Genomic DNA, 14,329 nt, shown 5'->3' with positions numbered 1-14,329 from the left:
ATGCGCCCAACCAAAGCATCGAACCTTCTGACCGGCGGAGCTATTGGATTCATTGTCGGATCAGCCGGGTCCTGGGTTCTGGAAAGCTGGGGCAATCCGCTTCCCGATGTTCCGTGGCCGGCGATCGTCGGGATGCTTCTGCTGGGCGGAACACTCCTTGTGCTCGGCATTCCGATCAAGAAGTGGAACGACGGCGAGCGCAAACAGCCGATCGACCCGCTGCAGGCCGCCCGGGTGGCGATGATGGCCAAAGCCTGTTCGCTGACCGGAGCGGCACTGTCCGGGTGGTACCTGGGTTCGGGCGTCTACATTCTGCTGTCTGCAGGATTCCTTCGCACTGGCTCGGCAATGGCCATGTTCGGTACTTTTATTGTGGCCGCGGGACTGATGACGGTTGGAATCGTGGTCGAACGCTTCTGTCAACTGCCGCCAGACGATCCTTCAGGAGCCGCCGCATGAGCATTCCCCTGCGCGAACCCGAACTCATCCCCGTTGACAAGCGGCTTGCCGTCGTGCGGCTGCTGAGTACGTTCATCAGCGCAGTGTTGAGCACGGTGATCGTCATCGTGATCTACACCGCATTCGACTTCGCCAAGCCGTGGATGCTCGTGATCGCCCTGCTGTTGACACTGGGCATCCCCCTTCTGCGGTGCATCTTCATCTTCCGTCAGGTCAGTGCTCTGGGCTATAAGGTCAGGCCCACAGACCTGCTGATCGAACGCGGCATCATGTACCGGGAAACCGTCGTAGTGCCCTATGCGCGCATGCAGTACGTCGATGTCACCGCCGGCCCCCTCGAACGGGTCTTCGGGATTGCCACCGTCACGCTGCACACCGCTTCAGCAGGATCGGATGCAACCGTTCCCGGCCTGAAGCGCGCTGACGCTGACCGTCTGCGCGAACTGCTGTCTGAACGCGGCCAGAGCGGCCTGGCTGGTCTGTGATGACCGCTGCGAGCAAACGCCTGGAGCCCGGAGTCTGGCACAGGGTTCACCCGATCACGCCGGTCATGCAGATGGGCGGCGCTCTGGTTGCGGCGGTTATTGCGGTCATCGTCTTCGGCGCCAATCTGCTGCAGGGGATGTTCGGCGAAATCCTCAGAGGAGAAGCCGATCTTCGCAAGGGTTCCGAACTGGCCGACGATGTGCCGGTGATGTTCGTTCTGCTGCTGTTGCTGGCCGTCTTCGTAATCATTGCCGCCGGTGTCGGTCTGCTGTTCTGGCAGTGGAAGATGACGGCCTACCGCTATGACGATCGAGTGGTGGAATACAAACACGGCATAGTGTCCAAAGCGCACCGCCACGCGAATTTCCTCCGCATTCAGTCAGTCGATGTCCAACAGCCGTTCCTGGCGCGCATCTTCGGTTTGGCAACACTTGTTTTCGATGTTGCCGGCGGCAGCGATTCCAACATCACCATCCTGTACCTGAAAAAGACACAGGCCGAACAGCTGCGCGACATCATCCTGGCAAATGTCCGCCGGGCCAAAGCCGCCGCAGCGCCGACCGGCGCCGCCCCGGAGGCCGCACCAACCGGACCCAACCCGACCGGCCCCACAGCCGACGGCGGCAGCGAGCAGTTCAGCGGCGCCTCGGCAGAGGTTGGTCAGCCGGGACTGCAGAACCAGGCGGGTCGCCCAGGCCGTGACGCCAGCGGCACCCAGCACAATCCCAACGCACCGGGTATGCCGGCCGGAGCCCGGATCGTGTCGGCGCTCAGCGGGCGCGGCGCAGGCGTCGGAAGTGATCTGGCGGGGTCGTTTCAGGAGCTCATTGCGCCGTACACGCGCAGCGGCCGAATCAAGCCCGATGGCGAACTCGTCCGCGTGCCGCTGCACCGGACCATCCTGTCGGCTTTTCTTACGACCGGCGTTGTCGTATCACTCGCCCTGATTCTGCTTGCTATTGCTGCTGTCGGCGTGTGCATCGGATTGGCTGCGGCTGGCTACATGGACTTCGGAGCCCTCGGGGCGATTCTCACCACAATGGCGCCCATGGCGTTCGGCTTTGCGGTTGCGGCCTTTCAAACGTTCACCAGCAACTTCACCTACGGGAACTTCTCTGCCAAACTCACCGGCGATGGCGTGCAGATCAGCCAGGGTGTTTTCTCCACTGAGCGGGTGCTGGTGCCGCTTGACCGTCTGCAGGCGGTCGAGATTCGCCAGCCGTTCATGTGGCGCATTGCCGGGTGGTACCGGGTGATGTTCAACACCGCCGGAGAATCCGGCAAGGAAGGAAAGACGCTCCTGCCGGTGGGCTCACTGACCGATGTGCAGACGCTCATGGGCTTAGTCCTGCCGGACGGTGTGGGCGAACTCAATTCGGGTCACTCTGTTGCGCCCGGCGATGTCATTCACGAGGCGGTCGCAGGCACCTTCGCCAAACCCTCCGGCCTACCGGGCCTGTTTGCCCAGCAGCCCGAGCGAACCCGCTGGCTCGATCCGCTCAACCGGGGTCGCAGCGGATGGGCTGTCACAAGGGCGGTTATGGCTGTGCGCACCGGCCGATTCACCCGCCGGGCAATATTCGTTCCACACGCTCGCGTGCAGTCCCTCGGGTGGAATCAGGGGCCCATTCAGAGGTCCTTCAAAGTAGCGACCGTGTACTTGCACTCCACCCGCGGGCCCGTGAAGCCGTACATCGAACACCTGGATGAGCACACCGCACGGAAGCTTCTGTTCGACTACGCGCAGCACACCCAGCGTGCGCGTGCTGCCATGGACGCCGCCTGAGAGGACCCACGTGAACCTGGACGATCAGACCCGCTTGGGAGTCGGGATCATCGGCACTGGAAAAGTCGGTGCGGTCATCGGGGCCGCCCTGCGCAGTGCCGGGCACGCGATCGTCGGCGTCACAGGAGGCTCCGAGGCCACCTTGGACCGGGCCGAGGCAATGCTGCCGGACATCCCCATTCTCGAGGTGGAGGAAATCCTCGAACGGGCCGAACTGGTCATCTTCACGGTGCCGGACGACCAGCTGGGTGACCTGGTGTCAGGGCTTGCCGAGCTGGGGCGGTTCTCGCCTGGGCAGATCGTCATGCACTTTTCGGGCAGGTACGGTGCAGATATTCTGGCGCCAGCCGCTGCCCGCGGGGCGATCACACTGGCGCTGCACCCGGCCCTGTCGTTTACGGGAACGTCAATGGACCTCGAGAGGCTGCGCCGCACCTCGATCGCTGTGACCGGACCGAAGACGTTCCTGGCCATCGGCCAGGCGCTCGCGGTGGAAATCGGCGGAGAGCCGTTTGTCGTAGCCGAAGCCGATCGTGCGCTCTACCACGCCGCGTGTTCACACGCTTCAAACCACGTGGCCGTCGTCATTGCCCAGGCCATGGAGATGCTCGAATCAATCGGCATAGAAGATCCGGGGCAGGTGCTGGAAGAGCTGGTGGCTGCAAGCACATCGAATGTGCTGCGCAGTGGAGTGCGCACTCTCACCGGGCCGGTATCCCGCGGTGACGCATCGACAGTGCGGGCACACCTGGCAGCACTTGACGAAACAGCCGCGGAACTGGCTGACACGGGCCACTCATACCGGGCCGTGGCACGCGCGACGGTCCAGCGGGCGCTTGCCAACGGCACTATCAGCGACAAACAGGCGCAGAACATTCTCGACCTTCTGGGCTGAGCTTTTCCGACCTGAGCCGCGGTGGTGAACGGGTGGGGACCCTAGCGCCCCCTGAGTTCACTCGATGAAGCTGATTGTTCACGCCGGAGCCACCCGGCAGCCATAGATCATTCCTAGGTTGGGCTTCGTTGTCTTTCGAGTGGGCATGCATTGCCCCGCCCGACCGATGGAGGCCTGGACACGCAATGTTTCACCGTACCCTCATTAAGCTGGCTGCTTCATGTGCGCTTTTTGGTGGTGTTCTAGCCGCTGGCCCGGTTGCTGCGGCTGAAGTGCAGAACAGCGGGTCGGCTCTGCAAAGCGTCGCTCACCGCGGCGACAAGGAACACCACCCCGATAATTCACTCGCTGGGATCGAGTCAGCCGTCGCCAAGGGCGCCGACTGGGTCGAAATCGACGTCCACTACAACATCGCCAGCGACAAGTTCTATCTGTCACACGACAACCTCTGCAAGGGCCCTGGCGGCACCGCTCTCATCGACTCTGGTTCAGCTAAAAGGATCGAAGAGAATTGCCAGCTGCCGACCCTGGATGACGTCTTCGCTGCTTTCGGCAAGCAGACTGCCGTGAACTTCGTGTACGAGTTCAAGCACACGGGGCTGACAACGGTGAAAGGCGCTCGACGCCTGGCACAGGAAATAGAGGAACACGGCCAATCGAGTCGTGCCTGGGTATCAGGCTTCAGCGACTTGGGCCTGAAGACAATCAAAGACCAGAAAACCGGTATCAAACTCATGCGTGTTCGTACCTGGACCGGTGAAGGCCCCGTCAGCCGGGCCTGGGTTTCCTCCACCGCGAAACAGGGCTTTGATGCCATCAACATCAACCTTGACGCTTTGCGCCCGGAAACCGTCGCCTATGCGAAATCCCTGGGACTGACCGTTTCCGCTTGGGGTTGGCCCGACGCTTTTGAGAAAGACAACCAGAAGGCAATCGACATGAACGTCGACATGTTCATGACGGACCGTCTTGATGACCTTCACCAGCGCCTCGGTCGCTGACACCACCACCGAGAACCTCACAAAGGAGAAAACATGCGCCGCTCACTTTCAGCAGCAGTTGTTGCATCACTGTCCGCATTTGCCCTTGCCGCCTGTTCCATTGGGGGCAGCGGAGGCGATTACGCCGACGGTTCGGGCACCGTCGTTTCCTACAACACGCCCCAGGAGTGGGCCAACTGGGACGATGTTCTGAAGCAGTTCACCGAGTCAACCGGCATCGAAGCTCCCAACGACCCGAAGAACTCCGGGCAGACGCTCGCAGCACTCACGGCTGAAAAGGAATCACCGGCAGCAGACGTTGCGTACTACGGAATCGTCTTCGGCATGCAGGCCCAGGACGAAGGGCTTATTGAACCGTACAAACCCGAAGGCTTCGACGACATCGACGAAAACCTCAAAGACCCCGAGGGCAATTGGACCGCTGTTCATCAGGGTGCCGTGGCGATGCTCGTCAACACCAAGGAGCTTGGTGACGTTGAAGTTCCCAAGTGCTGGAACGACCTCACCGACCCTAAGTACAAGGACAAGGTGGGCTACCTGGACCCCGCCCAGGCCGCTGTCGGGTACTCGGTGTTGACGGGAGCAAACCAGGCGCTCGGCGGTTCGCTCGATGACTTCAAGCCGGGACTCGAATGGGCCGAGAAAATGGCTGAAAACGGCGTGAAGAACCCAGCGCAGACCGCCACCTCGTCGGTACAGCAGGGTGAAATCCCGATCCTCATCGACGCCGACTTCAACGGATACCAGCTTGCCGCGGAAGGTTCGCCGATTGAAGTCGTCTACCCGTGTGAAGGAACACTGAGCATTCCCTACACCATGAGCCTCGTGAAGAACGGGCCCAATGGCGACAACGGCAAGAAGCTTCTCGACTACGTACTGTCAGAGGAAGCCCAGAAGCTCTTTGCCGAAAGCTACCTGAAACCCGTTAAAGACATCGAACTCCCCGAGTCCGCCAGCGAAGCCTTCCCCTCCGACGAGGAATACAACAAGCTGGTCAAAGGCACTGACTTTGCAAAGATGAACGATGTCCAAGACGGCGTAATCGAAGAGTTCCAGAAGGTCACCGGCTGACCATGAACAGCCGGTCGAAGGCCGCAGCCGCTGTGTTGACGATTCCGCTGCTTATTGTGCTCGGGGCCGTTCTCATCTGGCCAATGCTCATACTCGGGCTGGCCAGTCTCACAGATGACGGCGGCCACCTCACCTTCAGCAACTACATCGGAGCGCTCACAAGCTCCCGCTACCAGAACGCAATGATCGTCACCGCGGTGCTGGCGCTGCTCTCAACGGTCCTTGCGCTTATCCTCTGTGTGCCTGCCGGGCTGTACATCGGAACCCAGGACACCGCGCTCACCAGGGGGATGGCAGTTGCGCTGAGCATTCCGCTCAGTCTGCCCGGCATCGTGGTCGGCTTCTTCATCATTCTGCTCGTCGGCAACACGGGAGTCGTGCCCTTGGCGTTTGAAAGTGCGCTCGGCCAACGGCACCTGCAGATTGCCTACACCTGGGCGGGCCTGACGCTCGGGTACCTGTACTTTCAGATTCCCCGCATCGTTCTGGTGGTCCGCGGGGCAGCTGCTGCAGTCCGCCCGGAAACCGTACAGGCCGCCCGAAGTTTGGGCGAAAGCACGGTCGGCGTCTACCGCCGCGTCATCATTCCCGCGCTTCGTCCGGCGATCGCCTCTGCCAGCGGGCTGGCGTTCGCCACGGCCTTCGGCGCGTACGGCACAGCAGCGACTCTGGCTCGGGGACAGCGGGTGATGCCCCTTGAGATAGCGGCCGCCTTCACAGAGAACTTTCGTCCCGAACTTGCCGCAACCCTCAGCATCATCTTGGCCGTTGTGACCACAACAGTGCTCATCGGCGTCAACTCATGGGGAAGCAAACGGATTGTGAGCGTGAGAACATGACGGCACCCACAGCAGAGCAGATGGACGCGCCCGATGGTGCGACCACGGCCTTCCGCACCGCCCGCAGCAAGAACAACTCGAAGGGTGCAAAAGACCCAGTGCAGGCCGTGGGCTTCATCTTTGCGATCGCAGCGTGCGCTGTCACCCTGTTGCCCCTGCCCGTCTTGCTGGCTGTTGCCTTCAGCAAGAACTGGGTCGACGGTCTCAGCGGAGGAGTGACGGGTCAATGGCTGTCGCAAGCGTGGCAGCGCATGGATCAGTCGGTCTTCATCAGCCTGCAGGTCGCCCTCATAGTCATGATCGTGGACCTCCTGGTAGCCCTGCCGGCTGCCCGATTCATCACGCGGCACAGCTTTCCAGGCCGAGGACTGCTGCAGTCGGTGTCGACGCTTCCGATTGCCATTCCCGGAATAGCCGTGGGTCTCGCCCTGATCCTGAGCTACCCGGTGCTGCGGCCGAGCGGATGGCTGATGGTAGCCGGCCACGTTCTCTACACCCTGCCGTTTCTGCTCAGCGCACTGATCCCCGCGATAAACTCCGAACGGCTCAAAGAGCAGGAACTGGTTGCCTCCTCACTGGGCATGGGGACTGCAAAAATCTTCTTCTCAGTCACGCTGCCCGCTGTCCGACGCGCTCTGATCGGCGGGCTGGTCATGGTCGTGACGATGTCGCTGGGCGAATTCAACGTCACGTTCTTTCTCTTCACACCCAGCGCACAGCCGATGCCGGTGTTCTTGTTCGACACCTACATCACCGGCCGCATCGAGCTGGCAGCGGCGCAGACCGCAATCTTCTTGGCAATGGTCATCCCGCCGGCAATCGTGCTGGAGAAGTTTCAGGTTCAGAAAGGAGGGGCGGTATGACAGCCGTCACCTTTGAACAGTCTGTCGAAGCAGCCCGTCAGGAAACCGTTGATGCTGGCCTGGTGGTGGGCAATGTCAGCTTTGCCTATCCCGGGGTGGATCGGGCAGCGCTGGAGAACATCAACATGACCCTGGGCACAGGGGACATCGCTGCTCTCGTAGGGCCTTCGGGCTGTGGGAAAACAACCCTGCTCAAGACGATCGGCGGCGTTCTCACACCGACTGCGGGAACAATCAGGTTCGGCTCTGACGACGTTACGCACCTGCCCGTCAGTCGACGGCGGGTCGGCTGGGTACCGCAGCAGTACGCACTGTTTGACCACCTGGACGTCAAAAGCAATATTGCGTTTGGACTCCGAGCACAGAAGGTGCCCAAAGAACAGCGCATCGAGCGAGTGCAGGAGATGCTGGCACTGTGCCGGATCAGCGAACTGGCCGACCGCGCCCCCGACGAACTGTCCGGCGGTCAGCGTCAGCGCGTTGCCATTGCCCGTGCGCTGGCGCCCAACCCGAAGGTGCTTCTTCTCGACGAACCGCTCGGTGCTCTCGACCCGCAGCTTCGCGGACAGCTGCGAGCGGATCTGCGAAAAATGATTCGCAGGGCCGGTGTAACCACAGTGATCGTCACCCACGATCAAGAAGAGGCGCTCGCAATGGCCGATCACCTGGTCATGATGAACAGCGGTCGCATCGAACAGGCCGGCAAACCCGAATCAGTATGGGCCCGTCCGAACTCAGCTTGGGCCGCGGAATTCCTCGGGCACGCAACCATTCTGCCGGTGGTCGAATACACCGGTCCGCAGCGGGCAGCCATCAGCGCCGGTCTGTCCGTGCCGGTCAAGTTTGAGGACGGAAACCGCGAAACAGCAGGCGACAGCATGGGCCTGGCAGTCCGGTCAGTTGACTTCGACGCGGCGCCCGCGGACGGCGAGTCCGAAGAAGCCGGGCGGCCAACTGAGAGCGAGCCGACCAGCACCTCGAACCTCGGCAAGGTCTTCGGCGTAGTGAAAGAAGTAGAGTATCGCGGCGACGGGTTCGTCGTGCGAGCAGAACTCGGAGACGGACTGCGAGTGCCTGCGGAGGCGCGGGTCCGTATGGAAGTCGGACAGCGGACGCTGATCCGAGCAAGTGAACGCAGGCACGTACCCCAGGTGGAGAAATGAAAGCAGAACTGACAGTCATCGGAGCATCGGCAACCGCGCCGACGCATCTCGGTCCGGCATCCGGCTACCTGCTCACCACACCGACCGGCTCCATCCTCATCGACTGCGGTCCCGGTGTGATCGGCGGCTTGGCCAAGGACCGCAGACTCAGCGATGTCAATGCGCTCCTTGTATCGCACTCGCACGCCGATCACAGCGCTGACCTGCCGGTACTGGCGTACCGGCGCTCTTTTCCGCAGGTGCTGCCCTCTGTGCCCCTGTATGCCCCGGAAGACCTGGTCTCCCGGCTTCCGAAACTCGACGACGTCTACGGGATCCCAACGCTGGACACGATGAAGACGCCCCTTGGCAGCCGTTTCGAAATGAATGTCCGCGAGCCCGGGGAAGACTTCGAGGTGTTGGGAAACCGGGTGCAGACAATCCTGGCAGACCACCCCGTGCCCACCATGAGCATCAAGTTTCCGGACCTCGGCTTTGTGTACACAGCTGACACGGGCCTGACAGACGAGCTTGTTGAATTCTCCCGCGGGGCTTCGCTGCTGTTGGCCGAATGCACCTACCGTGCCGCCGACAACGTCGATGTCACAGGCCACGGGCACTTGGATGGGCACATGGTCGGCCAGCTGGCTCGGCAAGCCGGGGTTGAGCACCTCGCGGTGACTCACCTGGCTGATCCCGACCATATTCGGGACATCGAGGCGGAGGTTCGGGAAGTCTTCGACGGGAAGGTCACAATGTGCGCTCCCGGGGACAGGTTTCAGCTTGGGTCTGAAAGCTGAGTTCAGCGGGGAAGGGTCGACTTCCGACGAGTGCCTCGCCGTGGTTCAAGGTCAAGCCCCTTCGCTATCCTTAGACCATGCCTGAAAATCTTGAACCGGACACAACTGTGCCCACCAGCGGTGAAGACGCCGAAACTCCCGAGCACCTCGACCCCGAACAGCTGCGCATCCGCAAAGAAAAGCGCGCCCGTCTGCTCGAAGAGGGCCGCGAAGCCTATCCCGTGCGGGTCGACATCACCCACAGCTTCGGCGAGATCCGCGACAAGTACGCCCACCTCGAAGCCGGCGACGAAACCGACGACATCGTCGGCGTCGCCGGTCGCGTGGTCTTTCAGCGCAACACCGGAAAACTGTGCTTTGTGACCCTCATGGCCGGTGACGGCACTCAGCTGCAGGGCATGCTGTCGCTCAAAGAAGTCGGCGAAGACGCCCTCAGCCAGTGGAAGGCAGATGTCGACCTCGGCGACCACGTGTTCCTCCACGGACGCGTCATTTCATCCCGCCGCGGCGAACTTTCCGTTATGGCGGACAGCTGGCAGATGGCTTCCAAGGCCATCCGACCCCTGCCGCCCATGCACACGCAGCTCGACGAAGAGGGCCGCGTGCGCCAGCGCTACCTCGACCTCATCATGCGCCCGGCAGCCAGGGACATGGTCCGCACCCGCTCCAAGGTCATGTCCTCCCTGCGCCACACATTTGAAGACGAAGGCTTCATCGAAGTCGAAACGCCCATGCTCCAGGTCATCCCGTCCGGTGCTGCGGCGCGTCCCTTCAAAACCCACATCAACGCCTACGACATGGAGCTGTTCCTGCGCATTGCCCCCGAACTGTTCCTCAAAAAAGCCGTTGTCGGCGGACTTGACAAGATCTTTGAAATCAACCGCAACTTCCGCAATGAGGGCGTTGACGCCACACACTCCCCGGAATTCGCAATGCTCGAATTCTATGAAGCGTACGGCGATTTCAAATCCGCGGCAGCACTGACCCAAAAGCTCATTCAGAACGCCGCGCTTGATGCCACCGGCTCAACCGTCGTCACTCTGCACGACGGCACCGAATACGACCTCGGCGGCGAATGGCCGTGGATTTCGATGTACGAATCGCTGGCAGCCGAATCCGGTGAGGACATTACCCCGGAAACGCCAATCGATGAGCTCGTGCGCATCGCCGACAGGCACAACGTCGACATGGAGGGCGTGTTCAAGTCCCACGGCAAATACGTGGAAGAACTGTGGGAGCACTTCCACGAAGGCAAACTCGAAGGCCCGATCTTCGTAACCGATTTTCCGGTCGACACCTCGCCGCTGGTGCGCGAACACCCGGAAAAGAAGGGGGTCGTCGAAAAGTGGGACCTTTACGTTCGCGGCTTCGAATTGGCAACCGGATATTCTGAGCTCGTGGACCCAGTCATTCAGCGTGAGCGTTTCGAAGAGCAGGCAAAGGACGCCGCCGAAGGCGATGCCGAAGCCATGCCGCTTGACGAAGAGTTCCTGCGGGCAATGGAGCACGGCATGCCTCCGTCCGGCGGTGTCGGCATCGGAATTGACCGCCTGCTTATGGCGCTGACAGGCTTGGGCATTCGCGAGACCGTGCTTTTCCCATTCGTTAAGCCTTTGGGCAGCTGAGAATATAGTCACTGTTCATTTCGGCGGCCCTGGCGGGTTTTGATCATTAAGGACTCCTGTGGAATATTTGAAGGTGCTTCTTCCTTCCATCGTGGTTGGACTTCTCTTCTGGTACGTGCTGCGCGCGATCATCAAGTCCGACAGCACCGAACGGAAGGAAATGGACCGCTACTACGCAGAAATGGAAATCCACAAGGCCCAGCGTGATAACGCTCAGCGCGAAAACGCTGCGCAGCCGCGAGAGGTTTCCGAAGAACCACGAAAGGACGAGCACGATGGCTCGCAAAGTGACGACCGTCCTCATTGATGATCTGACAGGTGAAGATGCCGACGAAACCGTCGAGTTCGGAATCGACGGCAAGTTCTACGAAATCGAACTGACCGCAGACAACGCATCCCGGCTGCGTGAACTGCTGGGCAACTACGTCAAAGTCGCCCGGCGTGCAGAAAGCCCGGCTTCGGCCGGGCGCAAGCGCGCCGGCAAGAAAGCCGGCCGTTCGGACCTGACCGAGATCCGCGACTGGGCACGCAGCCACGGCTATGACGTCTCGGACCGCGGCCGCATTCGCGCCGAGATCATCGAGGCATACGACAAAGCCCACTGATCCCAAACGGGCACCAGCAGAATTTCGCCCTCAGCCGAAACGCTTCGGCTGAGGGCGAAATCGCAATAAAACCCGCTTCCGCGTGGTTAAAGTGCTAGAAATTGCGAACCGTACAGCGACCCAGGAGGGCTAATGTTCGAACGGTTTACCGACCGTGCCCGACGAGTAGTGGTCTTGGCTCAGGAAGAAGCCAAGCTGCTCAAACACAACTACATCGGCACGGAACACATCCTGCTCGGCCTCATTCACGAAGGCGAAGGCATTGCCGCCAAGGCACTCGAAAGCCTGGACATCTCGCTCGAGCAGGTGCGCAGCCAGGTCACTGAAATCATCGGCGAAGGCCAGCAGGCCCCCTCCGGCCACATTCCCTTCACCCCGCGGGCTAAGAAAGTCCTCGAACTCTCGCTTCGCGAAGCCCTGCAGCTGGGCCACACCTATATCGGCACAGAGCACATTCTGCTGGGCCTCATTCGCGAAGGCGAGGGCGTTGCCGCGCAGGTGCTGGTCAAGCTCGGCGCCGACCTTCCGCGCGTGCGCCAGGAAGTCATCAAGCTCATCTCCGGCTACCAGGGCAAAGAGCCTGCAACCGCCGGATCCGGGGGCCGCGAAGAGGGCCAGCCGTCCGGTTCGCTCGTCTTGGACCAGTTCGGCCGCAACCTGACACAGGCAGCCCGCGAAGGCAGCCTCGACCCCGTCATCGGTCGTCGTGAACAGCAGAACCGCGTAATGCAGGTTCTTTCCCGCCGAACCAAAAACAACCCGGTGCTCATCGGCGAACCGGGCGTCGGCAAGACCGCGGTGGTGGAAGGCCTCGCACAGGCGATCGTCGCCGGCGATGTTCCCGAACCGCTGCAGGACAAGCAGCTGTACACGCTGGACCTCGGCTCCCTCGTGGCCGGATCCCGCTACCGCGGCGACTTCGAAGAGCGCCTGAAGAAGGTGCTCAAAGAGATCCGCACCCGCGGCGACATCATCCTGTTCATTGACGAAATCCACACGCTCGTAGGAGCCGGTGCGGCAGAAGGCGCAATCGATGCCGCCTCGATCCTCAAGCCGATGCTCGCCCGCGGTGAACTGCAGACGATCGGTGCGACAACACTCGATGAGTACCGCAAGAACATCGAAAAGGACGCCGCGCTCGAACGTCGCTTCCAGCCCATCCAGGTGCCCGAACCCACACTGTCGGACGCCATCAAGATCATGAAGGGCCTGCGCGACAAGTACGAAAACCACCACAAGGTGACCATCACGGACGGAGCGCTGGCCGCGGCAGTCAACCTCTCGGACCGCTACATCAACGACAGGTTCCTGCCGGATAAGGCAATCGACCTGATTGACGAAGCCGGCGCGAAGCTGCGCATCACCCGCATGTCCCAGCCGTCTGAGCTCAAAGAGCTCGACGACAAGATCGCCGACGCCAAGAAGCGCAAAGAAGATGCGATCAGCAAGCAGGACTTCGAAACCGCCGCAAACGCCCGCCAGGAGGAAATGGACCTGACGGAGCAGCGTGACAGCGCCGAAAAGGACTGGAAGAAGAAAAACCAGGGTGCCGGGGCAATCGTCGACGAAGAGCTCATTGCGGAAGTCCTGGCACAGTCCACCGGAATTCCGGTCTTCAAGCTCACAGAAGAAGAGTCTTCGCGTCTGCTGCGCATGGAAGACGAACTGCACAAGCGGATCATCGGCCAGAAGGAAGCCGTCAAGTCGATCTCGCGTGCTATTCGCCGTACCCGCGCAGGCCTGAAAGACCCGCGCCGTCCCTCTGGTTCGTTCATCTTCGCCGGTCCCACCGGTGTCGGCAAGACCGAACTGGCCAAGGCCCTGGCCGAATTCCTGTTCGGCGATGAGTCTGCACTGATCACGCTGGACATGTCGGAATTCTCCGAGAAGCACACGGTGTCCCGCCTGTTCGGTTCGCCTCCCGGCTACGTCGGCTACGACGAGGGTGGGCAGCTGACCGAAAAGGTTCGCCGCAACCCGTTCTCGGTTGTGCTGTTCGACGAAGTCGAAAAGGCGCACGCCGATATCTTCAACTCGCTGCTGCAGATTCTGGAAGACGGTCGTCTGACAGACTCCCAGGGCCGCGAAATCGACTTCAAGAACACGATCATCATCATGACCACCAACCTGGGAACCCGCGAAATCAACCGCGGCACACCCATGGGCTTCCAGGTCGAAGGCGATGCCGACGCATCGTACGACCGCATGAAGCAGCGGGTGTCCGAAGAGCTCAAACAGCACTTCCGCCCTGAGTTCCTCAACCGTGTTGACGACACCATCGTGTTCCCGCAGCTGAACAAGGAAGACATCATCAAGATCGTCGACCTGTTCATCAACCGCCTAAGCGACCGTCTGGCCGACCAGTCCATGACGATCGAAGTGACTCAGGAAGCTCGCCAGGTGCTTGCCGATCGCGGTTTCGACCCGGTGCTCGGCGCGCGCCCACTGCGCCGCACGATTGCACGCGAAGTCGAAGACCCGCTGTCCGAGCGGATTCTGTTCAACGAAATCCGGCCCGGACAGACCATCTACGTCGATGTCGAAGGCGAAGGCGCAGACGCCGAATTCACTTTCAAGGGCGTCAGCGAAAACCGCGTACCCGTCAAAGTCGGCGTTGATGACGAAGACGAAACCGGTGCTATCGCAGAAGCCGGACCGGCCAATGCCGCCGCTTCGCACAGCATTGACGACAGCTCGGATGGGGGCACAGCCTACGAAGCTGGGGCAGAAACCTCCACTGACACGGATCGGCTCTAG

Annotated in this window: 14 protein-coding genes; all 14 read left to right on the top strand. The window is 61.2% G+C overall.

What is annotated here, in order from left to right; genetic code table 11:
- Positions 1 to 459 carry a DUF3180 domain-containing protein gene (locus tag HMPREF3162_RS00880; protein WP_070776583.1) on the top strand — a complete coding sequence of 153 codons (459 nt, stop codon included), beginning with the start codon at positions 1 to 3 and terminating at the stop codon, positions 457 to 459.
- The gene (locus HMPREF3162_RS00875; protein WP_070573284.1) at positions 456 to 944 is read left to right on the top strand and encodes a PH domain-containing protein; all 489 of its coding nucleotides are present in this window, start codon (positions 456 to 458) and stop codon (positions 942 to 944) included. The genes HMPREF3162_RS00880 and HMPREF3162_RS00875 overlap by 4 nt, the downstream gene beginning before the upstream one ends.
- Entirely contained in the window at positions 944 to 2,731 is a 1,788-nt protein-coding gene (locus HMPREF3162_RS00870) for a PH domain-containing protein (RefSeq protein ID WP_070776582.1), read from the top strand. Before HMPREF3162_RS00875 ends, HMPREF3162_RS00870 begins: the two co-directional genes overlap by 1 nt.
- Before the next feature lie 10 nt (positions 2,732 to 2,741).
- Positions 2,742 to 3,626, top strand: a complete 885-nt coding sequence (locus HMPREF3162_RS00865; protein ID WP_070776581.1) for a Rossmann-like and DUF2520 domain-containing protein — start codon at positions 2,742 to 2,744, stop codon at positions 3,624 to 3,626.
- Between the two features lie 185 nt (positions 3,627 to 3,811).
- Positions 3,812 to 4,627, top strand: coding sequence for a glycerophosphodiester phosphodiesterase (locus HMPREF3162_RS00860; protein WP_070573290.1), 816 nt, complete (start codon positions 3,812 to 3,814; stop codon positions 4,625 to 4,627).
- 33 nt (positions 4,628 to 4,660) lie between these two features.
- Complete coding sequence (locus tag HMPREF3162_RS00855; protein WP_070776580.1) at positions 4,661 to 5,698, top strand: extracellular solute-binding protein; 1,038 nt, start codon at positions 4,661 to 4,663, stop codon at positions 5,696 to 5,698.
- Between the two features lie 2 nt (positions 5,699 to 5,700).
- The gene (locus HMPREF3162_RS00850; RefSeq protein WP_070776579.1) at positions 5,701 to 6,537 is read left to right on the top strand and encodes an ABC transporter permease; all 837 of its coding nucleotides are present in this window, start codon (positions 5,701 to 5,703) and stop codon (positions 6,535 to 6,537) included.
- On the top strand, positions 6,534 to 7,400 hold the full coding sequence (locus HMPREF3162_RS00845) for an ABC transporter permease (RefSeq protein WP_176747319.1): 867 nt from the start codon (positions 6,534 to 6,536) through the stop codon (positions 7,398 to 7,400). Before HMPREF3162_RS00850 ends, HMPREF3162_RS00845 begins: the two co-directional genes overlap by 4 nt.
- A complete protein-coding gene (locus HMPREF3162_RS00840; protein ID WP_070776578.1) occupies positions 7,397 to 8,563 on the top strand; it encodes an ABC transporter ATP-binding protein in 1,167 nt (388 codons plus the stop codon). Before HMPREF3162_RS00845 ends, HMPREF3162_RS00840 begins: the two co-directional genes overlap by 4 nt.
- Entirely contained in the window at positions 8,560 to 9,342 is a 783-nt protein-coding gene (locus HMPREF3162_RS00835; RefSeq protein WP_070776577.1) for an MBL fold metallo-hydrolase, read from the top strand. The genes HMPREF3162_RS00840 and HMPREF3162_RS00835 overlap by 4 nt, the downstream gene beginning before the upstream one ends.
- 77 nt (positions 9,343 to 9,419) lie before the next feature.
- Positions 9,420 to 10,967, top strand: coding sequence for a lysine--tRNA ligase (lysS, locus tag HMPREF3162_RS00830; protein WP_070776576.1), 1,548 nt, complete (start codon positions 9,420 to 9,422; stop codon positions 10,965 to 10,967).
- 58 nt (positions 10,968 to 11,025) lie between these two features.
- Positions 11,026 to 11,274, top strand: coding sequence for a hypothetical protein (locus tag HMPREF3162_RS00825; protein WP_070573300.1), 249 nt, complete (start codon positions 11,026 to 11,028; stop codon positions 11,272 to 11,274).
- Positions 11,243 to 11,572 (top strand): histone-like nucleoid-structuring protein Lsr2, encoded by a 330-nt coding sequence (locus tag HMPREF3162_RS00820; RefSeq protein WP_070573302.1) that lies wholly within the window; start codon positions 11,243 to 11,245, stop codon positions 11,570 to 11,572. The genes HMPREF3162_RS00825 and HMPREF3162_RS00820 overlap by 32 nt, the downstream gene beginning before the upstream one ends.
- 132 nt (positions 11,573 to 11,704) lie before the next feature.
- Positions 11,705 to 14,329 (top strand): ATP-dependent Clp protease ATP-binding subunit, encoded by a 2,625-nt coding sequence (locus HMPREF3162_RS00815; RefSeq protein ID WP_070776575.1) that lies wholly within the window; start codon positions 11,705 to 11,707, stop codon positions 14,327 to 14,329.

The sequence above is a fragment of the Brevibacterium sp. HMSC07C04 genome (assembly GCF_001815905.1).
Classification (GTDB): Bacteria; Actinomycetota; Actinomycetes; order Actinomycetales; family Brevibacteriaceae; genus Brevibacterium.
This window is presented reverse-complemented; position numbering and strand designations above follow the sequence as displayed.

Coding starts and splice junctions, on each gene's coding strand:
- HMPREF3162_RS00880 (WP_070776583.1), top strand. CDS start 1: ATGCGCCCAACCAAAGCATCGAACCTTCTGACCGGCGGAGCTATTGGA.
- HMPREF3162_RS00875 (WP_070573284.1), top strand. CDS start 456: ATGAGCATTCCCCTGCGCGAACCCGAACTCATCCCCGTTGACAAGCGG.
- HMPREF3162_RS00870 (WP_070776582.1), top strand. CDS start 944: ATGACCGCTGCGAGCAAACGCCTGGAGCCCGGAGTCTGGCACAGGGTT.
- HMPREF3162_RS00860 (WP_070573290.1), top strand. CDS start 3,812: ATGTTTCACCGTACCCTCATTAAGCTGGCTGCTTCATGTGCGCTTTTT.
- HMPREF3162_RS00855 (WP_070776580.1), top strand. CDS start 4,661: ATGCGCCGCTCACTTTCAGCAGCAGTTGTTGCATCACTGTCCGCATTT.
- HMPREF3162_RS00850 (WP_070776579.1), top strand. CDS start 5,701: ATGAACAGCCGGTCGAAGGCCGCAGCCGCTGTGTTGACGATTCCGCTG.
- HMPREF3162_RS00845 (WP_176747319.1), top strand. CDS start 6,534: ATGACGGCACCCACAGCAGAGCAGATGGACGCGCCCGATGGTGCGACC.
- HMPREF3162_RS00840 (WP_070776578.1), top strand. CDS start 7,397: ATGACAGCCGTCACCTTTGAACAGTCTGTCGAAGCAGCCCGTCAGGAA.
- HMPREF3162_RS00835 (WP_070776577.1), top strand. CDS start 8,560: ATGAAAGCAGAACTGACAGTCATCGGAGCATCGGCAACCGCGCCGACG.
- lysS (WP_070776576.1), top strand. CDS start 9,420: ATGCCTGAAAATCTTGAACCGGACACAACTGTGCCCACCAGCGGTGAA.
- HMPREF3162_RS00820 (WP_070573302.1), top strand. CDS start 11,243: ATGGCTCGCAAAGTGACGACCGTCCTCATTGATGATCTGACAGGTGAA.
- HMPREF3162_RS00815 (WP_070776575.1), top strand. CDS start 11,705: ATGTTCGAACGGTTTACCGACCGTGCCCGACGAGTAGTGGTCTTGGCT.